This window comes from Psychroserpens sp. (assembly GCF_036960315.1).
In the GTDB taxonomy this organism is placed as follows: domain Bacteria; phylum Bacteroidota; class Bacteroidia; order Flavobacteriales; family Flavobacteriaceae; genus Psychroserpens.
On sequence record NZ_JBALVR010000006.1, the window covers coordinates 86,304 to 108,684 of the forward strand.

Annotated in this window: 16 protein-coding genes and 1 tRNA gene; 7 read left to right on the top strand and 10 right to left on the bottom strand. The window is 33.9% G+C overall.

Annotated elements, in window-relative coordinates; genetic code table 11:
• Window positions 1–167: 167 nt before the first annotated feature.
• The 3 genes from serS to V7719_RS11555 are packed head-to-tail and all read right to left on the bottom strand — an operon-like array spanning window position 168 to window position 3,722.
• Window positions 168–1,436 carry a serine--tRNA ligase gene (gene serS, locus V7719_RS11545; RefSeq protein WP_335730066.1) on the bottom strand — a complete coding sequence of 423 codons (1,269 nt, stop codon included), beginning with the start codon at window positions 1,434–1,436 and terminating at the stop codon, window positions 168–170.
• Window positions 1,437–1,477: 41 nt separating this feature from the next.
• Window positions 1,478–2,803 (bottom strand): HTTM domain-containing protein, encoded by a 1,326-nt coding sequence (locus V7719_RS11550; protein WP_335730204.1) that lies wholly within the window; start codon window positions 2,801–2,803, stop codon window positions 1,478–1,480.
• The gene (locus tag V7719_RS11555) at window positions 2,793–3,722 is read right to left on the bottom strand and encodes a bifunctional riboflavin kinase/FAD synthetase (protein WP_442969079.1); all 930 of its coding nucleotides are present in this window, start codon (window positions 3,720–3,722) and stop codon (window positions 2,793–2,795) included. Before V7719_RS11555 ends, V7719_RS11550 begins: the two co-directional genes overlap by 11 nt.
• Before the next feature lie 243 nt (window positions 3,723–3,965).
• Between V7719_RS11555 and V7719_RS11560 the strand changes: the two genes are divergently transcribed.
• Window positions 3,966–6,014 (top strand): zinc-dependent metalloprotease, encoded by a 2,049-nt coding sequence (locus tag V7719_RS11560; RefSeq protein WP_335730067.1) that lies wholly within the window; start codon window positions 3,966–3,968, stop codon window positions 6,012–6,014.
• Between the two features lie 117 nt (window positions 6,015–6,131).
• The gene (locus tag V7719_RS11565) at window positions 6,132–9,506 is read left to right on the top strand and encodes a reprolysin-like metallopeptidase (protein ID WP_335730068.1); all 3,375 of its coding nucleotides are present in this window, start codon (window positions 6,132–6,134) and stop codon (window positions 9,504–9,506) included.
• Window positions 9,507–9,560: 54 nt separating this feature from the next.
• Here the strand turns inward: V7719_RS11565 and pth are convergent, their stop codons facing one another.
• The 3 genes from pth to V7719_RS11580 form a co-directional block, all read right to left on the bottom strand.
• Window positions 9,561–10,127 (bottom strand): aminoacyl-tRNA hydrolase, encoded by a 567-nt coding sequence (gene pth / locus V7719_RS11570; RefSeq protein ID WP_335730069.1) that lies wholly within the window; start codon window positions 10,125–10,127, stop codon window positions 9,561–9,563.
• Between the two features lie 154 nt (window positions 10,128–10,281).
• Window positions 10,282–10,932, bottom strand: coding sequence for a 50S ribosomal protein L25/general stress protein Ctc (locus V7719_RS11575; RefSeq protein WP_335730070.1), 651 nt, complete (start codon window positions 10,930–10,932; stop codon window positions 10,282–10,284).
• A gap of 25 nt (window positions 10,933–10,957) precedes the next feature.
• Window positions 10,958–11,899: a ribose-phosphate pyrophosphokinase gene (locus tag V7719_RS11580; RefSeq protein ID WP_335730071.1), complete on the bottom strand. Its 942-nt coding sequence runs from the start codon at window positions 11,897–11,899 to the stop codon at window positions 10,958–10,960.
• A gap of 144 nt (window positions 11,900–12,043) precedes the next feature.
• On the opposite strand from V7719_RS11580, the gene V7719_RS11585 reads away from it, so the two are divergent.
• Window positions 12,044–12,125: transfer RNA gene (locus V7719_RS11585), tRNA-Leu, on the top strand.
• 216 nt (window positions 12,126–12,341) lie between these two features.
• Here V7719_RS11585 and V7719_RS11590 read toward each other — a convergent pair.
• Complete coding sequence (locus V7719_RS11590) at window positions 12,342–17,252, bottom strand: hypothetical protein (RefSeq protein ID WP_335730072.1); 4,911 nt, start codon at window positions 17,250–17,252, stop codon at window positions 12,342–12,344.
• Window positions 17,253–17,419: 167 nt separating this feature from the next.
• Between V7719_RS11590 and V7719_RS11595 the strand changes: the two genes are divergently transcribed.
• The 3 genes from V7719_RS11595 to V7719_RS11605 all read left to right on the top strand — a co-directional run bounded on the left by V7719_RS11595 (window position 17,420) and on the right by V7719_RS11605 (window position 20,241).
• Window positions 17,420–18,010 carry a HupE/UreJ family protein gene (locus V7719_RS11595; protein ID WP_335730073.1) on the top strand — a complete coding sequence of 197 codons (591 nt, stop codon included), beginning with the start codon at window positions 17,420–17,422 and terminating at the stop codon, window positions 18,008–18,010.
• Between the two features lie 167 nt (window positions 18,011–18,177).
• Window positions 18,178–18,609 carry a deoxycytidylate deaminase gene (locus tag V7719_RS11600; RefSeq protein ID WP_335730074.1) on the top strand — a complete coding sequence of 144 codons (432 nt, stop codon included), beginning with the start codon at window positions 18,178–18,180 and terminating at the stop codon, window positions 18,607–18,609.
• Window positions 18,610–20,241 (top strand): S41 family peptidase, encoded by a 1,632-nt coding sequence (locus V7719_RS11605; RefSeq protein WP_335730075.1) that lies wholly within the window; start codon window positions 18,610–18,612, stop codon window positions 20,239–20,241. It begins immediately after the preceding gene.
• Between the two features lie 3 nt (window positions 20,242–20,244).
• Here the strand turns inward: V7719_RS11605 and V7719_RS11610 are convergent, their stop codons facing one another.
• Genes V7719_RS11610 through V7719_RS11620 form a run of 3 tightly spaced genes read right to left on the bottom strand, consistent with a single transcriptional unit; the run spans window position 20,245 to window position 21,647 of the window.
• Window positions 20,245–20,847 (bottom strand): NAD(P)/FAD-dependent oxidoreductase, encoded by a 603-nt coding sequence (locus V7719_RS11610; RefSeq protein ID WP_335730076.1) that lies wholly within the window; start codon window positions 20,845–20,847, stop codon window positions 20,245–20,247.
• Entirely contained in the window at window positions 20,847–21,050 is a 204-nt protein-coding gene (locus tag V7719_RS11615) for a hypothetical protein (protein ID WP_335730077.1), read from the bottom strand. Before V7719_RS11615 ends, V7719_RS11610 begins: the two co-directional genes overlap by 1 nt.
• Before the next feature lie 9 nt (window positions 21,051–21,059).
• Window positions 21,060–21,647, bottom strand: a complete 588-nt coding sequence (locus tag V7719_RS11620) for a MarC family protein (protein ID WP_335730206.1) — start codon at window positions 21,645–21,647, stop codon at window positions 21,060–21,062.
• Window positions 21,648–21,759: 112 nt separating this feature from the next.
• Here V7719_RS11620 and V7719_RS11625 point away from each other — a divergent pair, with 112 nt between their 5' ends.
• Window positions 21,760–22,329 (top strand): DUF3109 family protein, encoded by a 570-nt coding sequence (locus V7719_RS11625; protein WP_335730078.1) that lies wholly within the window; start codon window positions 21,760–21,762, stop codon window positions 22,327–22,329.
• The last annotated feature ends 52 nt before the right edge of the window (window positions 22,330–22,381 follow it).

Below are 22,381 nucleotides of genomic sequence, written 5' to 3' on the forward strand. Positions count from 1 at the left end.
TAACAAAAATAAGCGTTTAATATTTTTCATTATAAGTAGGTTAGTTCTTATTTGGATTACTAACATCACAATTATAAATTAAAAAACAAAGGAAAATGCTAAAAAATCGTTGAACAACGTCTTTTTTTAGCATTTAAACGATATTAAATAGTAAATTTCTTACAAAATTAGATTTTATTGAATCCTGTATACGGAATTAAAACTTCAGGGATTTTGATGCCATCTTCGGTTTGATAGTTCTCTAATATACCAGCTAAAACTCTTGGTAATGCTAATGAGCTTCCGTTTAAAGTATGTGCCAATTCGTTTTTACCGTTACTGTTTTTAAAACGTAAACGTAAACGATTCGCTTGGTAAGATTCAAAATTAGACACACTAGAAATTTCTAACCAACGGTCTTGAGCCGTAGAGAATACTTCAAAATCATAAGTCATTGCAGCAGGAAATCCAGTATCTCCAGCACACAAACGTAAAATTCTATAAGGTAATTTTAACTCGCGTAAAATACTTTTTACATGATCAATCATACCCTCAAAAGCTTTATAAGAATTCTCAGGATGCTCAACGCGAATGATTTCAACCTTATCAAATTGATGTAGTCTATTTAATCCACGCACATGAGCGCCATAACTTCCAGCTTCACGTCTAAAACATGGGGTGTATCCAGTAATACCTATTGGTAAATCGCTTTCAGCTAATAAAACATCTCTAAACACATTAGTTCCTGGAACTTCTGCAGTAGGAATTAAATATAAGTTGTCACGAGAGTCGTGGTACATTTGTCCTTCTTTGTCTGGTAATTGACCTGTACCATAACAAGACGCTTCGTTTACTAAAAGAGGGAGCTGATATTCAGTATAGCCAGCATCAATATTTTTATCTAAAAAGTAAGCGATTAGAGCGCGCTGTAATCTGGCACCTTTTCCTTTGTAAACAGGAAAACCAGCTCCAGTAATTTTATTACCTAATTCAAAATCAATGATATCATACTTCTTGGCTAATTCCCAATGTGGAAGTGCGCCATCATGAAGTTTTGGGATATCACCTTCTGCATAAATTTCTTCGTTGTCTTCCTCAGAACTCCCCTTAGGAACACTCTCATGAGGCACATTCGGAATTTTATATAGCAAATTATTAAGCGTGTCTACCGTTGCATTAAGTTGGTCACCTAAGCTTTTAGATGCTTCTTTAAGTTGCGCTGTTTTTTCTTTTAGCACATTGGCTTCGGCTGCTTTTCCGGATTTATAAAGATTACCAATTTCTTTAGACATACTATTGGACTCGGCAAGTGTATTATCTAATTGTGTTTGAATCTGTTTACGCGCTTCATCAAGTGTGATAACCTCTTCAATCATTTGAGAAGCGTCAATATTTCGTTTTGCTAAACGTTTGATGACATCTTCTTTGTGTTCTCTAATAAATGCAACTTGTAACATGGTGTTCTTGTATATTTTGAAACGCCAAATTTAATGAATTGTCAGTTATTCTCGTCTTGATTTGAAGGTAAAATCCAGTCGTGATGCTTAAAATAATTCCATTCTACATTGGTAAGGTCAACTTCTGGATCAATAAGTTGCTTGCTAGGTTTGCCATTAACACTTATAAATGCTCTTACAAATACCTGTATATCCTTACCTTTTTTGGCATAAATGAGATTTAAGCGTTGTGCAAATTGCCAAATCATATCAGGCTTTGCACTTACAGATCGTATTTGTTTTTGGGTGAGATAATCGCTTAATTTTACATGAATAACAGCATTAGTGGCTTTATCAACGACTCTAAAACTCGTATTTCCACTTTTGGAGCGTAGCATCATTCTCCATGATAAACGATGACCTTCTTCGGTCCACAATACATTACCTTCAATAAAATGATGTCGCATTGGTAGTGCAATTTGAATAATAAAGTAGATGATAAATACAGTTTTAAATGCGATAGCGTATTTTGGAACGTCTATTTGTTCTTCGGAATATAAGGGCTTTTGTTTTAGAAATAACTTCTGAATAATTTTAGGTTCAAAAAAGAATACAGCAAAAGCTAAGGATAAATACGGAAAAATCCCAACTTGAAAGATAATCGAGTTAAACAAATGAAAGAATATCGACGCAATAAAGGCAAGTTTTCGAGTTCGTTTCCAAAGCAACAAAGGAATGATGAGTCCGTCAAATAAAATGCCACCATAGGCAATTAAATAATGCATAAATTTCTCTTGCAACACATTTCCGACGAGAAAATAATTGGTCTTACTCTTCATTAGTAACTCAGGCACACTCAAGTCTAGCCAATCGGGATATATTTTAGCGATGGACGCATAGGTGTATAAAATTAACAATTGAATGATAAATACCCAACGACACCAATTTGGCATGGATATTTTTTTGATATTTGGATTTTGCTTAGCATCAATTGAAGCATAGGTATTGGCAGGTAAAAACACCATAATACAACTCAAAATCATTAAAAAGTAATAATGATTATTATAGGATGATTTCTGTATGAAATAGGTAGCAGACCAAAGCAGCGTAAAGCTCAACATACTAATTCTGTACTTGTAACCAACCATGACTAGGAGTCCGCAAATACCCATAAGTATATAGTGTATATACATCCAATCGCCTTGGATAGCTTGCAACCAATCGAAACCAATAAAATTGAAAGTAAACTCTGGTTCTATAAGTGTTCTTTTAATCCAACCTGTAAAAATAGCACCTATACTTTCTAAAAAAATCAATGCACCAAATAGCATTCTGAATACGATAAGAGAACTATTGTCTATATGTTTAAACAGAAACCTATTCATAATGTTTTTGAATAAAAGCCAACGAATTTTTCTTATCTAAATAGAGTTGAACAGTTAAATGCTTAACAGATTCAAATTTCACTTCATCACGCAATCGCTTTAATATTTCAATTTTTAACATGTTATCATAGAGATTCTTATCCATATCAAAAAAGTGAACTTCTATCGACTGTTTTTTTTCATTGAAGGTTGGATTGGTTCCAATATTCATCATACCAAAAACGGTTTCCCCATCAATGACTGATTTCACAACATAAACACCATTTTTTGGGATGAGTTTAAATTCTCTTTCAATATCAATGTTAGCTGTTGGGAAATTTATGGTTTTACCAATGCCTTTTCCTTTAATGACAGCTCCTGTGAGAAAATATGGGTAACCCAAATAGGAATTAGCCGTTTCGATATCACCATCAAGCAACGAATGACGTATTTTTGTAGAACTAACAGCAACGTCTTTGATGTCTTGTGCTGAAATTTCTTCAACTGTAAAATCAAATTCCTCACCAAAGGCTTTTAAATCTTCGATGTTTGCTGTTCTATTTTTTCCGAAGCGATGATCATAACCTATAATAATGTGTTTAGCATTAAGTTTGTCTATAAGAATGCTTTTTACATAATCACGAGCAGATAGATTAGCAAAATCTTTGGTAAATTCTTTAATAACTAATTCGTCTAAACCAAACTGTTTAAGCACACTTTGACGTTCTTCAATGGTATGTAAGAGCTGGATTTTAAAATCAGGCTGAAGTACCATTCTAGGATGTGGAAAAAAGGTAAGTACAACAGATTTAAGCTGTTTGTCTTTGCCGGTTTTTACCAAGCGCTCAATAATCTTTTGATGACCTACATGCACACCATCAAAAGTACCTATGGTGATTACAGAAGCGGCATTATCTTGTTTATTTGAGGTTTTCGATTTCAATATCTAGTTTTTGGTAAAAGTACTTATTTGACCTCTTAAAATGAAAGTAGTCAAGAAATATTTGAATAGGTGATATAGTGTGTCTTTATTATTTATGAATAATTCTGAAATGTAAGGCAATTACTAAGATAGTGCGATATTCTGTTTTTTAATACCTTAAAAAGTATTATTTCTTTGACTTCAGGCTCTTTTTTTGACTTTTTTTAAATATTTTTACAAAACCTTAACATTTAAAATCAAATCATGGATAGAAAAACTACTTTAACAAAAACCTTATTATTTGCATTTACACTTTTGTTGTGCTCGTTTGCATATGCTCAAGATAGAAGTTGTGGAATGGTTGAATATATGGAGCAGCAAATGCAAGACCCAGACTTTGCTAAACAATATGAGCTAGGTCAAGAAAAGTTTAAGGCTAAACTCCAACAATTTTTATCTGAAGAAAACTTTAGCGAAAGACGTGGAATAACAATTGAAATACCAGTTGCGGTGCATTTTCCTACTGCTAATGAAGCAGATCGAGATTGCTTAGAAACATTAGCTCAAAATCAAATCGATATAATAAATGCTGATTATACGGCTTCCAATTCTGACTTCTCACTTTGGACTGCTGCAGCGGGTCTCTATCCAGGAACAAACGCTGGAGTTGCTAACATATCTTTTTGTTTAGCTGTGTCTAATCACCCAGTAGGATTAGATCCTGAATTATTAGAAGGCGAGCCAGCTATTACAATTGGTTATGATTTTGGCGGCGGAAATAATATAGATGGCAATTGGGGAGGATACATGAATTTTGTCGTGCGACCTCTTGGTGGCGTTTTAGGATTTTCACCATTAGGTGGGAGCATAGGAGCAGGTCAAGCTGTTACGATTAGCACTACAGCTTTTGGTTCTGGTTCTGGTTGCATTGGTTCTGGAGTTGTTCCAAATTTCCCTTATAACTTAGGAAGAACTACAACTCATGAGTTGGGCCATTTTTATAATCTAAACCATACTTTTAATGTTGATGGACCAGGAGGAGTTTGTGGTGTTGGTGGTGATGGTATTGCAGATACTCCTGAAGTTGTAACTAGTACATACGGTTGCCCAGCAGCTGGTACTGTAGCTGGATGCGCAGGACTCGCACTAACCATGAATTATATGGATTATGTAAATGACGCGTGCATGTATATGTTTAGTGCAGGACAAGCTACAGTTATGGATGCTTGGGTTGCTTCAATAGCATCGCAAATAAAACCAGGTGTTTGTACACCAGCTTTACCAGGTTTCACATTAACTGCTAATAATAGTCCTATATTAAGTTGCCCAGATACAGATACTCAAGCTGTATTTGATCTATCTTTTACAGCCATTCAAGGGTTTAGTGAAAGCACAACATTTTCGGCATCTGGAGTTCCTGCGAATGCTACTGTAGCCTTTAGTCCAACATCTTTAAGTTCTACAGGAAATTTCACGATGACCATTGGTAATTTAGGTGCAACAACGCAAGGAGAATATACAATAACTGTTACTGGTACATCTGCTACAAAGATTGAAACTACAGACGTGCTATTAAAGAATACGTGTACGTCTATTCAATGCGATACCTATGCATCTGCTCAAAATTTAGCTTTACCTATCGCTGATGGCTCTGGCGGAACTCCCGGACAGCCTTTATTAGTACATATTATTAATATTCCTGATTTGGCGACAATAGAAAGTATGACTATTAATGTTGATGTTACTCATACTTATGTATCAGATTTAATTGTCCGTATCATACATCCAGATGAAACTACCTTCATTGATGTTTTTAATGGTGACTGTGGTAGTAATGGCGATTTTGATATTACTTTTGATGATGAAGCAGGAACTTTAGTTTGTGGAAGTCCAACTATTGGTACATTTGCTCCAGGCGAAGCATTAAGCGCATTTACTGGATTGGAAGCTCAAGGAGACTGGACGATTTTAATTGCCGATTTCTGGGCAGGTGATACAGGAACCTTAAATGATTGGTCAATCGAAATATGTGCTGAATCAGCTTTAAGTGTTGATGATTTAGCATTAGAAGATTTTGCAATATTCCCTAATCCAAATGAAGGCGAGTTTACAGTGAAATTAAATTCAAACTCAGGAAATGCTATCAATATTGATGTGCACGATATTAGAGGACGACGAATTTTCACTAACGCTTATACGAACGGTTCAGACTTTAATCAAACTGTGAAATTGAACAATGTTCAATCTGGATTATATCTTGTTACTGTTAGAGATGGAGATCGACAAATAACTAAGAAGATCGTTGTAGAATAAACAACATATTTAATAAAAAAAAGAGGCTAAATTTTAGCCTCTTTTTTTTATTCCTTAAATAAGAAATTTTTGTTTTATCGATTAATCATATATTTTTAAATTAACTCAACAGCTATCATGAAAAAAAAACCGCTACAAATTTTTGTGACAATTTTGTTGTTTATAGCAACAGCTAGCTATGGTCAAAATAAAGATTGGCAACTTACAAACTTCAAAAAAGGGACTGATAATATTTCACTAAATAAATTAGATAGAAATAACTTTAGTGTGTTTCAATTTGATATTGAAAATTTTAAATTAAAATTAATAAACGCTCCACTAAGGCGTGAGTCCAACGGACAATCGAATACAATAATTGATTTTCCTGATGTATCTGGAAAACTTCAACAGTATCGTATTGTAGAAACTTCAGTTTTTTCTTCAGAAGACAATGCGGAACAGCATAAAAACATAAAAACATATTTGGGATCTAGGGTCGACAACTCAGGAACAAGAGTTAGGTTTAGTGTGACACAATTAGGTTTAAATGCTATGATTTCTGAACCGGGTGAAGATGCCTATTTTATTCAACCCGTTACTAAAGTTGCTAACGGAGAATATTTGATCTATAATAAAAATGCAAGACAAAATTCGACAGAAACTTTTGAGTGTTTAACAGAAGATTTCGACATGTCTTCTAGAATTGTTGAAAGCGCAAACCTTAGGAGAGATGCTAATGACCAATTATTGAGAACATTTAGAATCGCTATGTCAGTCACCCAAGAATATACAAATTTTTGGGATGATGGCAATAATGGAAATGGGAATAATAGAGCAGATGCTTTGGCTCAAATGGTGTCTACCTTAAACCGAACCAATGAGGTGTTTGAAGTCGATATGGCAATTACATTTGTGCTTGTTGATACGGTTGATGATCCTGCTATTGATTTAATTTACTCGCCCACATTTCCAGATCCTTACGGAGGTGATTTAAATGGAGATTTACAAACGAATTTAACTGCAGTTGTTGGTCTAGCGGATTTTGATTTAGGGCACCTACTGGCTTTTGGTGGAAACAGCGGTAATGCTGGATGCATTGGTTGTGTCTGTGAAAACACAGTTAATCCTCCTATGTCTGAAGGTAAAGGAAGTGGTTGGTCTCGCCATAGCTTTCTCGATAATGATGGAGGGCCTTATATGGCAGATTTCTTTGATATTGATTACGTACCTCATGAAATAGGTCACCAAATGGGAGCTCTGCATACTCATGCAGCTGCCGATAATAATTTTGTGAATTTCGAACCAGGAAGTGGAACTACAATTATGGGATATGCTGGAATTACAGGAGTTGATGATATTCAAAATCATAGTGATCCGTATTTCCATTTCGGAAGTATCAATCAAATTTTAAATAATGTAGCTTCTGCACCTAATAATTGTGCTGTCACAACAGCTATTTCTAATAATCCACCAGTTACCGACGCAGGAGCAAATTATACAATCCCCAGAGGTACAGCGTTTATTTTGAAAGGCGGAGCAACTGATCCTGATGGAAGTGACGCGTTAACATATTGCTGGGAGCAAATAGATGATGGATATACGACTAGAAATGATTTCACACCTACGTTAACAAATGGGCCATTATGGAGATCAAGACCACCAAGTACGACACCTGACAGATATATGCCTATTTTGCAACGTGTTTTAAATGGTCAACTTACAGAGTCTAACCCTCTTGAATCTATTGATAATACAACATGGGAAACCGTATCAACTGTTGGAAGAGACTTAAATTTTGCGCTCACAGTTAGAGATCGATCAGAAGCTGGAGGTGTTGGGCAAACACCACAATCTGATTTTGATGTAATGACAGTCACTGTGGATGGTACATCTGGGCCATTTGTTGTCACATCTCAAGCCTCTAATGTGAGTTGGTATTCTGGTTCAACACAAACTATAACTTGGGACGTTTCCGGAACTGATACAGGAGCAGTTAATACACCAACAGTCAATATTTTATTATCTATAGATGGCGGACAGACTTTTCCATTCACTTTGGCTTCTGATATAACGAATAATGGAACGGCTGATATTACAGTTCCTTTTACTGGAGGTGATACATCTATGGCGAGGGTAATTGTTGAAGGGAATAGCAACATTTTCTATGCCGTTAACTCCAGCGATTTTACAATTATGACTCCTGATTTCACAACGACATTTACCAATACAGAGTTAGATGTATGTATTCCAAATTCAGCCGTTTATAACTTTACTTATAATACATTTTTAGGATTTATTGACACTACTACATTTAGTGTTACTGGGTTGCCATCTGGAGCCTCAGCTGTCATAAATCCTACATCAGCAACAGCAGATGGAACACTAGGAACTGTCACTATTAATGGTATTGGCGGATTAGCTCAAGGGAGTTATTCATTTACTTTTGAAGGTACTTCAGGAGGAACTACAGAATCGGTAGATTTAATAATGAATGTATTTACTAATTCTGTGAATCCTGCAGTGTTAACGTCACCTTCTAATGGTGCTATAGGTACAAACTCAGATGTTGATTTGATGTGGAATGGAAGTCCTAATACACAAGATTATTTTGTTGAAATCTCAACACAATCAGACTTTTCAACGATTTTTGATAGTGCAACTGTTCAAACAACGTTGTATACAGTAAGTGGGCTGTCTGTTAGCACTGCATATTTTTGGAGGGTTACCGCGTCCAATTTGTGTAATGTTGCAAGTCCTTCATCTGTATTTAATTTTACAACGCCTACTATCATATGTAATACTTATAGTGCAAGTGATGTGCCAATTTCCATATTGGAAACAGGGAATGCAGTAGATAACTATACTTCAGTTATAAATGTAGGAACTAATGAATTAATTAGCGATGTGAATGTGACAATTAATATTGAGCACGCTTGGAATAATGATTTAGATATCTTTTTAATTAGTCCTACAGGAACAATTGTAGAACTATCAACTGATAATGGTAATGATGGTGATGATAATTATACCAATACGGTTTTTGACCAAGAAGCCGCTACATCCATAACAGCTGGAAGTTCTCCATTTACAGGCATATTTATTCCTGAGGGTGATTTATCAACGCTATTTGGCGAAACGTCTGCAGGAACATGGACATTATCAGTTGATGATGATTTTGGTGGAGCAGATGGTGGTACGATTTTAGAATTCACTTTAGAGTTATGTTTAGATAATACCTTATCTACTGAAGTGCTTGATAATGAAGATTTCACGTTTAGTGTTTATCCAAATCCCAATGATGGTGAGTTTAATGTTCGTTTTGAGAATCCAATTTCGGATACAATTAAAATTTCGGTATTTGATATTAGAGGTCGAAGAATTTTTGAAAACTCATTTACTGCTAATTCTGATTTTAATCAAGCAGTGAAATTAAATACGATCCAATCAGGAATGTATCTTGTAACTGTTAGCGATGGCACTAATAAAGCCACTAAGAAAATAGTGATAGATTAGTATTAATACTAATTTCTATATAGAAGTAAAGAGAGACCAAATGGTCTCTCTTTTTTATTTTCCGTTGAATGTATTCATGGTATTGTTAATACCCGCCGTTCCGAAAGATTTGATAAGCTCTATTGATTTCTCTAGGCGTTCGGGTAGTTTTTGAGATTCGTCATCACCCCATTCTCCTAGCACATAATCGACTTGCCTACCTTTGCTAAATTCGTCACTAATCCCAAATCTAAACCTGTTGTATTTGGTGGTTTGCAGTTTGTCCTGAATATCCTTTAAGCCGTTATGTCCACCGTCGCTACCTTTAGTCTTAAGTCTAATATTTCCGAAGGGAAGATTAAGATCATCTGTAATAACCAATAAGTTTTCTAGAGGAACCTTCTCTTTAGTTAACCAATAGAGTACCGATTTCCCACTCAAATTCATGTAGGTACTCGGTTTTAATAGAATAAAGGTTCTCCCCTTAAATTTATAAGTGGTGATGTCTCCAAGTTTTTGGGTTTCAAATTTAAGGTCTTCTTTTTCTGCAAAAGCCTCTAAGACCTTGAATCCTATATTGTGTCTTGTATTTGCGTACTTGTCTCCAATATTGCCTAGTCCGACGATAAGAAATTTTTTCATAGGATGTGTATTTTCAATATCTAACGATGTCGAATTCCAATTAAATAAATTACATATAAATTTCCAGATAATCTATAGCGTTTTTGTAAAAATAAAAAAGCATTCTAAATAAATAGAATGCTTTTTATAATTATAAAAAAAATAATATGCTCTATTATTCTTTAGTTTCAGATGCTTCAGCTGCAGGAGTTTCTCCTCCTTCAGTAGTTGCTTCTGCTCCTTCTTCTAATTCTTCTTCTTCTTCTTCTTCTTCAACAGCTGTTCTAGCAGTCTTAATTTGAACGACAACAGTATTGTCTGAATGCAATATTGAGTAGGTTTCACCTTCTAATGCTGTAACATATAATTTGCTACCAATTTTAAGAGATGTAATATCTGCTTCTAAGAAATCTGGTAAATTTTTAGGTAAAGCTTTTACTCTTAATTTTCGTCTATTCTTACGAAGAATACCACCATTTAAAACACCTTTAGATGTTCCGATAATATGCACAGGGATATCCATAGCAATTTCTTTGCCTTTGAATAAACGGTAGAAATCTACGTGTAAGATTCTATCTGTTACTGGGTGAAACTGGATGTCTTGTAAAACGGCATCGTAAGTTTCTCCATTTTCTATAGCAATCACAACTGTATGCGCATTTGGCGTGTATACAAGTTTAGAGAATGCTAATTCTGGTGCTGAGAAATGCATGGTTTGATCTCCTCCGTATAATACGCAAGGAACCTGACCAGCATTACGTAAGGCTTTTGTTGATTTCTTGCCTACGCTTTCTCTTTGAGATCCATTGATTGTAATTGATTTCATTGTTTGTGTTTATATTAATATTAAATTACATTAAAAATTTAGAGCTAATCGATTTGTTGTAATGCACGTTATGCATTACTTCTGCAAATAAATCAGCACAACTTAAAACTCTAATTTTATCACTTTTTTGTTTTAGAGGAATAGAGTCAGTGACTATTAATTCTTCTAGTTTAGAGTTTTTAATTTTGTTATAAGCATCTCCAGATAAAATTGGATGTGTACAAATAGCTCTTACGCTAAGCGCGCCCTTTTCCATCATTAAATCTGCTGCTTTTGTTAATGTTCCGGCTGTATCCACCATATCATCAACTAATACTACGTTTTTTCCAGTAACATCACCAATCAATTCCATGTGAGAAATCACATTTGCTTTTGCACGTTGTTTGTAACAGATAACGACATCACTAACTAAAGCTTTCGAATAAGCATAAGCACGTTTTGATCCACCCATATCTGGTGAAGCAATCGTTAAATTATCTAATGCTAATGATTTTAAATATGGTAAAAATATAGTTGATGCAAATAAGTGATCGACAGGTTTTTCAAAGAACCCTTGAATCTGATCTGCATGTAAATCCATTGTAATGATTCGCGTTGCGCCAGCAACTTCTAGCATCTTCGCTACCAATTTGGCTGCAATAGGTACTCTAGGTTTGTCTTTGCGATCTTGTCTTGCCCAACCAAAATATGGTAAAACGGCGGTAATGTGTCTTGCCGATGCGCGTTTTGCAGCATCAATCATTAACAACATTTCCATTAAGTTTTCTGGACCAGGATGCGTAGAGCCGATGATAAAAACTCGTCTTCCTCTTATAGATTCTTCATAAGAAGGTTGGAATTCTCCGTCGCTATAAGTTGATGTAATTACATTCCCTAAAGGCACGCCAAAAGTCACTGCAATTTTCTCAGCTAGTTCTTTACTTTGTCCACATGCAAAAATTTTTGCTTCTGTTGATCCGTTTGGCATTGGTAATGAATTATTTGTGTCTTGTCAAGACACTTTATTTTAACGAGGTGCAAATTTAGGGATTTATTTCGACTGAAAAAGCATAAAACCTACTATTTTTGATTGATTGTAATAAATTATTTTATAGTTTTGCAGTCCGAAATTGCTCAAGTGGTGGAATTGGTAGACACGTTGGATTCAAAATCCAATGTCGCAAGACGTGCGGGTTCGATTCCCGCCTTGAGTACGAATACATCATCAAACGGTGAAAATGCAAGCGAGTTTCAAAATGAAGCTCGCTTCTTTTTTGGAATTAAGCGTAGTGTTTTCTATGGTAATGTTCAAAGCGACGCTTTGTAGGATCAACTAACAAAGTGAGTTAATCTTAGCTTGAGTACAAAAGGGCTTTGACCGAAGCGTTAAAGACTTTTATATTTATAATTTAAGGAAACATTGAAGTTAGTTACTCGTTTTTTTTACTTTTGAGATAATTTAATATGAACTTTAATTTCTCTTTTTTAGCTTCTTTATATTTAATTATTTTAAATTTAACAGGGTCAGGCTTTCCGTCCTTATTATCCAAAGATGTAATACCTTTTAGATTGTCATTATATAAATGATGTAAGGTAAATAATCCTTGTACGATTGGAATATCTTTATCCATGGCAACAAATCCATCTGGCTTTATTGTGAAATCAGCTAAAAACAGACTACTTGAATAATAAATGAGTTTCTTAGATATCCAATTTTCACCATGTTTTTTAATCGTTATTTTATTAGATTCTTTTATTGCAGCAATCAAAAGGGCGTTATCTAAATTCTGATTTTTCTCATTAATCCAAGGTAGGTCGCTACTATTTTCAATTATTGAAAATGCTCCATTATCTCCATGACAATATGAGCAGAAGAAATTTAAATATTTATTAGCATCACTAGTATTTTTTATAATAATGGGAGCCCATTTATTTATATAATGAATTGAATCTGATTTGCCATCTAACCAAACTATTTCTTGATCATTTCCGTAAACAATAAAGGTCATGTAGCCATACTTTTCTATAGGGTTCTTGTCAATATTGTTTTTAGCGCTTAATTCATTGTCTCTTTCGCATGAGATTTCAAATAGAGAAGCGTCTTTGTAAAATGGTAAAGGGAATTCTCTTCCTCCTAAAATTTTAGTCAATTTGAAGTCATTCTTACCATTGTTGGAAAGCATGGCATTTAAGACAACATCTTCTACCTTTTTTAGTGATAGTTTTTTATACTTCAAATTATATGTAGGACTACTTATATCTAATTGCGATTCATTTTTTTCAAGAGGCCAAAAATTTTCTTTAATTGAGTTTTTGGTTTTATGAATTTGCATTTTTAAGTAATTAGCAACAATGTCTAACTTATATTTTTTAGCTTGGTTTAATGTTAGTTTTTCAAAGTTTTTTAGACTCTTAAGTTTATTATCTTTTTTTATTTTAGAATACTTCAGACTTTTTAAATTGTAAACATATATTTGGTTGAGTATTGGTAATCCGGAATCAATGGGTAAATCATCCAACATTTCAACCATACCATTTGCGAAAATTTTAAATTGAGATAAAAACAAGGTATTCGAATATCTTACCAATTTTCTACATGCCCATACACCTTCTTGCTTTTGAAGAGGAATTGTATTGCCTTCATTGATTGCAGCCAGCGTATAGCCTTTGTCCAAATTTTCTTTGTCAATCCAGTTAATATCCTCAAGTGTATTAATTATTGTAAATGCACCTTCTTCTCCATGTGTAAATGAACAGAAAAAATTCAAATATTCCTCTGCAAGATCTCTGCTGTCTAGTGCAATATTTATTGTTTCAATTTGATTTTCGCCTTCCCCTTTTATTAATTTGTTCAAACTATGAATTGGATCAGAATTACCAGTTAGCCAAATCACTTTTTCATCCACTCCATGAATTATAAATGTTAGATAACCGTATGTTTTAAATTCATGCTCGGCATCATCGTTTTGAGTAAAGGGTTCATCATCTCTCTGGCAAAGTAATTCAAACAGCCAAGCGCCATCTTTGTAAAATGGCAAATTAAATTTCCTTGCACCAATTACATGAGAAATTCTAAAAGTTTCTCTGTTTGGAATTGTATCAAAAGCTTTATAAAGAACTGTTTGTATCTCTTTTATGCCCAAAGTTGTAGATTCCAAAGATTTAAATGGGTTATAAAACTCGAATAAAGATTTTGACTTTTTCGGGTCTAGATTCCATATGTCCTTATCGCTGAGAATGTCTTTATGGCTAAAAGTTTCGAAAATATATTTTCCTTTTTGGATACTAACTTTATTCCATAAAGGAGGTAAGAGTTTAAAATTATATCTATCGGTAATATTATTAATCCAAGTATTTAATTGATTCACGTGATCTTGAGTGATTCCTAAATTTGGATTATTTTCATAAACAGATTTAAACAACTCAAATAATTCTATTAACTTTTTGTCTTCTGTTTTAACAAAATCGTTGTGGCAATGTTCAATAATATCATAGATTGCCCAAGCACCATTAACTGCGATGTCTCTATTTTTTTGATCGGTGTTCTTTTTTATTAATTTTAAAATGGAGTTATCAAATAAAGTAAACGCGATTGATATATTGGAAGTTTTGAGTTTAGTATAATATGCTATTAGGAATCTTGTTGCTTTAATAAATTGTAAAGTAATGTCTTTGTCTTTTTTAAATGTTTTAATTTTTCTGAGTTCAACTATGAAAATATTGAAATAGGTTTCTGCCTTTTTGATTTTCGATTCAACAGTTGTGTAATAATAAATAAAATAAGATGCTGCTATTGTTTGTTGTAGGGCGATATCTCGAGCGTTAAAAAACAACTTGTCATTATCGGTTCTTAATGATATAATAAATGATTTGTAGAATTCGTCAGCTTTTTTTAAACTTGGAACTTTATTTAAAAAGAGATAATAATAAATAATATTTTTTGCGGCGATAGATTGACTTACAGCAATTTCAAGATTATTTTCAAAATATTTCTCAAACCTTAATTTAAGTATATGATTTGAGAAAAACTCTAAGGCTTTTTCAATACTTGTTTCATTATTTAAGTAATAATAAATGAAATATCTAGCACCCGTTGCTTGGTATTTCGCATAGGTTTTTTCTTTTTTGAATACAGTATGTAACGCAACTATTTGATAGAAATATAATTCACTTTTTGCTAAATTAAACGAAGATGGTTCAGAGTGAGATAAAAACAAATCATAACAGAGTTCGACTAAATATTTTAGTTCTTGTTTTTCTAGTTGTTTTAGGTTAATAAATTTAGTGTCAATCCATTCGTCTACAATTTTAAAGCCATCATGATTCCATAAGTTTTGAGATGTCTTTAAGAGCATGTTTTTCGTCTCTAGAGGTTCTAATTGAAATGTAGCGTCTAGGTATTCTAGAGCATATTCATTATCCTGTTGTAAATGTCTAACAATATAATATTCGGCAATTAAATCTGGTTGAAATCCGTGGCATTTTCTTTTCGAATAGTATGAAGATCTTTTATATAATTCGATAACTTCAGATTGACTAAGGTTCGACTGCTCCTCGCTATATTTGAGAACGATTTCTATTAATTTTTTAGTCTCAATCTTTTGTGCTAATGCCGTTATGAATAGGCATGCTTCTAAAAGAAAGGTGTCTCTTTTCCCAAGGACAGTCTTATCCCAAAATTTGTCTTTTTCTCTAAACAATATATAGTTTAAAGGCTGATCAATATTATCCCATGTATTGAGTTCCAATTCGTTTTCCTTGTCCTTGTCCTTGTCTCTTATCTTTAAACCAATAATGAAAGCAATTAGCGGGCGCATCTCAATATCAATTTCTTGTAGTTTTTGAATAATTTCTGAGCCCTTCTCTTCAGTGAATGGAGAATTTGAAACATAAGAGATTAGACTTAATAAATCTTTTTCGGTGAGTGTATTGAGCTCATATGGAATTCTTTGTTCTTTATAAAGACATTCTTTAACATGATCTAAATAAGGTACGGTGTTTTCTAACCAATTGACCGAGAATTCTCTTTCTAGAAGGATGACTCTTACTTTGGGGTCTTTTGATTTTTGACCTCTAGTTTCATTGGCTAACTCTTTTAATAATTTCTGTACTTTTTTTTCTCTTCCAGAAATATAATCTACTATAATGAGTAAGCCTTTATTCTTGGCCGTATTTAAATTACCCCAGTTATAGTTGTCTTTGTTAAAAGAACAAAAGCCAACGTGCCAACCTTTCGCATAGTATAAATCACAAATTTCCTGAGCAAATCTACTTTTGCCTTGTCCGGCTTTACCACTAATCATTGTCCATGAGAATGGTAATTTACTGTCGACAAAATCTATCATCTCATACATTAATTGATCACGTCCAATAAATTTTGTACTTCGATATGAATACCCTAAATCATAAGATAATTTATCCTTTTTACGCTTATAATTAGGAATCACATAGTCCAGTTTTGGTAAACTGTTTTGTTCAAATACCTTCCTGATTTTTTTGAGGTTAGATTTATTAATTTTGACTAACTGCTCAATTCTATCCAATAGAATGTCGTTTTGAGCTTCAATCTTGATTTGAGATCCCTTTGTAATTAGCAACAATGATTCGGTTAATTCGTTAGTGTGATTCTTAAGATCTTTTTTTAGGCTATCATTTGCTGTGAGAATTTGATGCATCAAAAAGGTGTGATAACTGTCTCTTAATTTTGGGTCGTTAGATACTATTTTTCTAATTTCATCTAAGAATGTCTCTCTAAAAATCTTGGAAAATGCTTCTTTAATATTTTCAGCCCCGTCCTTATAATTTTCCAATTCTATTGAATTAAAATCAACTGCCAAATCAAATGCTCGTTCTATAAATTCAGCAGGATGCAATTGGTCATTCTTTGTAAATATTTCGGCTATTTTTTCAGAACCGAAAGCTTTAAATGTGGGATCAATTATATGTTTTTGAATCACTTCTTTTCTTTTGTCTATTATTCCCTCACCTAGCCTTGACGCTGGTAACTCGAGACCATTGTGTTGTAAAATCAGTTCTTTAACAGAGACTAAGCATCTTTGAGTTGCTTCTACAAATAAGATGAAATTGGTGTGATTTTTTTCCGCTTTTTTGGTGTTTTCAATCCTTTCAAAGACGCTCGGTAAATAATTAGATAATCCGCCTTTTAAACCTTCGCAAATAATTTTCCCTAGTCCCGAATTACCAATGCCTGACGCAGCTCCTAAGGTGCTAAAGAGTCCTCCGCCTCCCATTAAATCTAAAGTAATGAGTACAGTCGATGTCGCTAAAGCTGCTTTTTCTCGAGAACCAAATCTTTGTTTTAACTTGTGAAAATATGTCATTTCTCCCATTCAAACATACGTTAATTGATTAATAGCTAATGATTTACTAAGCTACAGAAATTACTGTAATTATCATATTCAAAAATGGATATATCGCTATATATTCAAAATTATTCCTAATATTAATTATAAACCGTAACTTTGGTTCAACCCAAATTACAATTCCTATGATAGACAATTTTCTGTCAAATTTTCAAGATGGCGCTTCCCATGTGCTCCATTTAAATGCCTACGATCACATTTTGTTTTTAATAGTGCTTTCTGTACCTTATCTATTTAAGGACTGGAAACGTGTGTTGCTGTTAATTAGTGTTTTTACACTTGGCCACTGTGTGTCTTTGGCATTAGCAACCTATAACATTATTAGCGTCAATTCAAAATTGATAGAATTTCTAATTCCGATGACGATTTTAATTGTCGGACTCTTTAATGTGTTTACTTCAGGAAAAAAATCACATGGAAAAACCGTAGGACTCCTTTTCTTAGCAACCTTGTTTTTTGGATTGATACACGGATTAGGATTCTCGGCCACATTTGAACATATGATTTCTACTTCAGAATCCAAACTTCTTGCCTTACTAGAAATTGGACTAGGTATAGAAGCTGGTCAGATGCTGGTTGCGTTCATCGTCATGTTTTTGAGCTTTCTTTGTCAGACGATTTTTAGATTTTCAAAACGCGATTGGATTATGGTAACTTCGGCAATTATTGTTGGTTTTGTGTTACCAATACTCATAAAAAGCGACTTATTGTCTTAATGTGATGATTCAATTTTGATAAAACTTTAACGTTATCTAACAGATTATTTGACCGTTACATTTTGAATTATTATTACATTTGATTTTCAGCTTAATTAAAAATAATCGGATTACAGACGTTATTGATTTTTTCTACGGAATAGTTTTTGCGTTAATACATTTTATAAATGCCAAAGAAAAAACAATTACGATACGATAAAGCTTACTTAAGAATAGCCAAAGAATGGGGGAAACTCTCGCATTGTAAGCGCAAGCAAGTAGGAGCATTAATCGTTAAAGATCGAATGATTATTTCTGATGGCTATAATGGCACACCAACTGGTTTTGAAAATTATTGTGAAGATGACAATGATTACACAAAATGGTATGTTTTACATGCCGAAGCTAATGCGATATTAAAAGTTGCAGCTTCAACGCAATCGTGTAAAGGTTCAACCTTATACATTACGTTGTCTCCTTGTAAGGAATGTAGCAAACTTATACATCAAGCAGGTATTATTAGAGTTGTGTATCATCAAGGTTATAAAGACGATTCTGGATTGCAATTCTTAAAAAAGGCAGGAATAGAATTAGAATTAATAGAAGATTTAAAAGCATAAATGGCTTTCGATAAAAAATACATACCACTCCTTGTAGGTGTTGCTATAGCAGCAGGTGTTTTTATTGGTGGAAAACTAAATTTCACCGATACGTCAGATCGTTTATTTACTTCAAATAGTAAAAAAGACAAGCTTAACCGCCTCATTGATTATATCGATTATGAATATGTTGATGATGTCAATACAGACAGTATCGTAGATGTTACGGTTAATGGTATTCTAGAGAATCTCGATCCACATTCTACCTACATTCCTAAAAGTGAATTGGAACGTGTGACCAATAATATGAAAGGTGATTTTATAGGTCTTGGTGTTAATTTCTATACCTATAACGATACGATAACAGTTATTAGAACTGTGGAAGGTGGTCCTAGCGAAAAAGCAGGAATCAAAGCTGGTGATCGAATTTTAATGGCTGATGGTGATTCTATCTTCGGAAGGGAATGGAGCAACAAAGATATTATTGAAAAACTAAAGGGTGAAAAAGGCTCAAAGGTCAAACTTTCGGTCTATAGAAAAGGTGAAGATGAGTTATTAGAATTTAAAGTGAGACGTGATGTTGTACCTATAAAAAGTGTCGATGCTGCTTATATGCTTACCGATAAGTTAGGCTATATAAAAGTTAATCGGTTTGCTGAGTCTACTTACAAAGAATTTAAAAGAGCTTTAGACAGACTTCAAGATCAAGGCGCTACACAATTGGCTTTAGATTTACGTGATAATCCTGGAGGTTTCCTAGGTATTGCAGAGCTGATTGTTGACGAATTTTTGGAAGACGATAAACTCATATTATTTACCAAAAACAAATCAGGTAAAATCGAAAATAGCTACGCTACAGATGATGGTGATTTTGAAGAAGGGGATATCTATATTCTTATCAATGAAAGCTCAGCATCGGCAAGTGAAATCGTGGCAGGTGCATTACAAGATAATGACAAAGGCACAATTGTTGGCCGTCGCAGTTATGGAAAGGGGTTGGTACAACGCGAAATGTCTCTTGGTGATGGTAGCGCAGTACGATTAACGGTTTCTAGATACTATACACCAACAGGACGCTCTATTCAGCGACCTTATGATAACGGTAAAAACAACGATTACTATAACGATTATTACAAACGATTGAGTAGTGGGGAATTTGAAAATGCCGAAAGTATTGAGCTTGCAGATTCTCTAAAATTTATAACTCCTGGTGGAAAGGTTGTGTATGGTGGAGGCGGTATTATTCCAGATGTTTTTGTGCCTTTAAATACAACAGTTCAAAATGAAACCTTGAACTATTTAAAACGCCGTGAGTACATTAGTAATTTTGTATTTACCGAATTAGACAAAGACCGAAGTGTATACGAAAGCGTCGAAGCCAATGATTTTATCGCCAATTTTGAAGTTAGCGATGATATGGTAATCAAGTTTCAGGATTTTGTTAACCTGAAAGAAAGCAGCAACATTAAATTTGTAGCGTATCATGCTCAAATGAAACGCCTTATAAAATCTGAATTGGCACAGCAACTCTACGGAAGTAATGTTGCCGAAAAAATCCTCAATGAAACTGATGATATGATCGAAGAGGTTATCTTATTAAGTCAAGGCAAAGATGGCTTTGAAGTTGATATTTCCGAAGAAAATAAAGATTAAGTTTTAAGCCTTATCGTGAACTTTGGTCTGTTTGCCATCATTCCAAAGGGTGAGAATATCTGTGGCAACTTGAGCGCCACTTCCTGAAGCAATCGCAAACTGACTTCTCCAACCGGCTAAACTTCCAGCAACATATAAATCGTTAGCAACTAAATGATTGTCATTTTTTAACCAGATGCGCTCTTTTTCAATAAGCGCTCTTGGGTGAGGTTCTACATAATCTTCTAGGCCTTTTATAGTCAGTAAATGAGTATAGCCTACAGCAATGATGACAATTTTAGATTCGTAAACGTTCTTATTAGTAATGATGGTGAATCCTTTTTGAGATTTCCGTACGGATTTTACTTTTTCAGTTTCTATCTGGTCGACATGAGGATAGAGTTCTTTGAGTTGCGCTTTTCCACTTTGAAGAATATCTGCACCTAAAGTTCCAGGCGTTAATCCCAAAACATTATTAAACAGCGCATTTTGTAAATGAGACGTTTTTTGATGCATGACAATGCCAATGCGTTTATCTTCGGCAAAAGGCTTTGGTCTTGCCGAACCTAAAACCAAAGCACAAGACATGCCTGCGGCTCCTCCACCAATGATTAAAGCATCATACATTATTGACGTCCTTTTAATTTTTGATCTACGCGTTTAGATAATCGTAACACCTGTAATAAGGCAATGCCACAAAGGGCTGCAAAAATTGTGATGAGTGCTACTATGCTTTCGCCTTCAAATAGATTGTCAAAGTCAAGCTCGGTAACATTGTATGCAATGAGTCCCATAGCAAGGATTGTAAATATGATGGTAAAATATTTCATGAATCCAGATTAAGCCAGTTCAAAAAGCGCTTTGATATTGTGTGCAAATAATTTTACTGCAATAGCTAACAAAATCACACCAAACACTTTACGGATAATGTTGATTCCGTTTTGACCAATAACACGCTCAATTTTAGCTGAGGTTTTTAATACGATAAAGATAATAATAACATTGAGTATAACCGCAATGATAATATTTTCAATTCTATATTCTGCTCTAAGTGATAATAAGGTTGTTAAACTTCCTGGTCCAGCAATTAACGGGAATGCCAACGGAAATACAGATGCAGTCATTGCTGTATTTTCATCTTGTTTGTATAAGGTGATACCCAAAATCATTTCTAGAGCTATAAAAAATAAAATAAATGCACCAGCAACTGCAAACGAGTTGACACCAACACCTAAAAAGGATAAAATGGTTTTACCCAGAAATAAAAAGAGTATCATAATAATACCCGCTATTATAGATGCTTTTTCACTTTGAATATGCCCTGCTTTTTTACGTAGATCGATTACAATTGGAATGTTACCGATAATATCAATTACAGCAAACAACACCATAAATGTTGTTAAGATCTCCTTGAAATTTAATTGAATATCCATGATTTGTAAATTTTCGGCAAAAATAAGTCTTTAAGAAGGATTTATAACGTTAAATAATCGTAAAGTTTAACTATTTTTGTCATCTCTATTTTTAGCGTAAAATCACATGTTCCAACTAGGAAAAACAATAGTTTCAGAAGATATTATCGAAAAGGATTTTGTGTGTAATTTATCGGCATGCAAAGGTGCTTGTTGCATTGATGGTGATGCTGGTGCGCCTCTTGATGCTCAAGAAGTGCAAATTCTTAAAGATATCTACCCTAAAGTGAAACCTTTTTTGCGTCAAGAAGGGATTGAAATTATTGAAAAACAGGGCACACATATCACAACAGATTTTGGAGATTTTGAAACTCCTTTAATTAATAATGCTGATTGCGCATATGTGATTTTTGACGAAAAAAAGACGGCACTCTGCGGAATAGAAGAAGCCTACAATCAAGGTGAAATCTCATGGAAGAAACCTGTGTCTTGTCATTTGTACCCTATTCGTGTTAAGGATTACTCAGAATTCTCTGCGGTTAATTATGATAAATGGGAAATTTGTGATGATGCCTGTTCGCTTGGAAAAGAATTACAAGTCCCTGTTTACAAATTCGTAAAAGAAGCACTAATACGTAAGTTTGGTGAAGATTGGTATGTGGAGTTAGAAAAAGTGGCTAAAAAACTCAATCGTTAATTTATTATTTACTTAAAAGAATTCCATTTAGTATATTTATTAAATATTATAA

Bases quoted from the DNA above. Each gene is read 5' to 3' on its own strand.
- serS (WP_335730066.1), bottom strand. From the start codon at position 1,436: ATGTTACAAGTTGCATTTATTAGAGAACACAAAGAAGATGTCATCAAA.
- V7719_RS11560 (WP_335730067.1), top strand. From the start codon at position 3,966: ATGGATAGAAAAACTACTTTAACAAAAACCTTATTATTTGCATTTACA.
- V7719_RS11565 (WP_335730068.1), top strand. From the start codon at position 6,132: ATGAAAAAAAAACCGCTACAAATTTTTGTGACAATTTTGTTGTTTATA.
- pth (WP_335730069.1), bottom strand. From the start codon at position 10,127: ATGAAAAAATTTCTTATCGTCGGACTAGGCAATATTGGAGACAAGTAC.
- V7719_RS11575 (WP_335730070.1), bottom strand. From the start codon at position 10,932: ATGAAATCAATTACAATCAATGGATCTCAAAGAGAAAGCGTAGGCAAG.
- V7719_RS11580 (WP_335730071.1), bottom strand. From the start codon at position 11,899: ATGCCAAACGGATCAACAGAAGCAAAAATTTTTGCATGTGGACAAAGT.
- V7719_RS11590 (WP_335730072.1), bottom strand. From the start codon at position 17,252: ATGACATATTTTCACAAGTTAAAACAAAGATTTGGTTCTCGAGAAAAA.
- V7719_RS11595 (WP_335730073.1), top strand. From the start codon at position 17,420: ATGATAGACAATTTTCTGTCAAATTTTCAAGATGGCGCTTCCCATGTG.
- V7719_RS11600 (WP_335730074.1), top strand. From the start codon at position 18,178: ATGCCAAAGAAAAAACAATTACGATACGATAAAGCTTACTTAAGAATA.
- V7719_RS11605 (WP_335730075.1), top strand. From the start codon at position 18,610: ATGGCTTTCGATAAAAAATACATACCACTCCTTGTAGGTGTTGCTATA.
- V7719_RS11610 (WP_335730076.1), bottom strand. From the start codon at position 20,847: ATGTATGATGCTTTAATCATTGGTGGAGGAGCCGCAGGCATGTCTTGT.
- V7719_RS11615 (WP_335730077.1), bottom strand. From the start codon at position 21,050: ATGAAATATTTTACCATCATATTTACAATCCTTGCTATGGGACTCATT.
- V7719_RS11625 (WP_335730078.1), top strand. From the start codon at position 21,760: ATGTTCCAACTAGGAAAAACAATAGTTTCAGAAGATATTATCGAAAAG.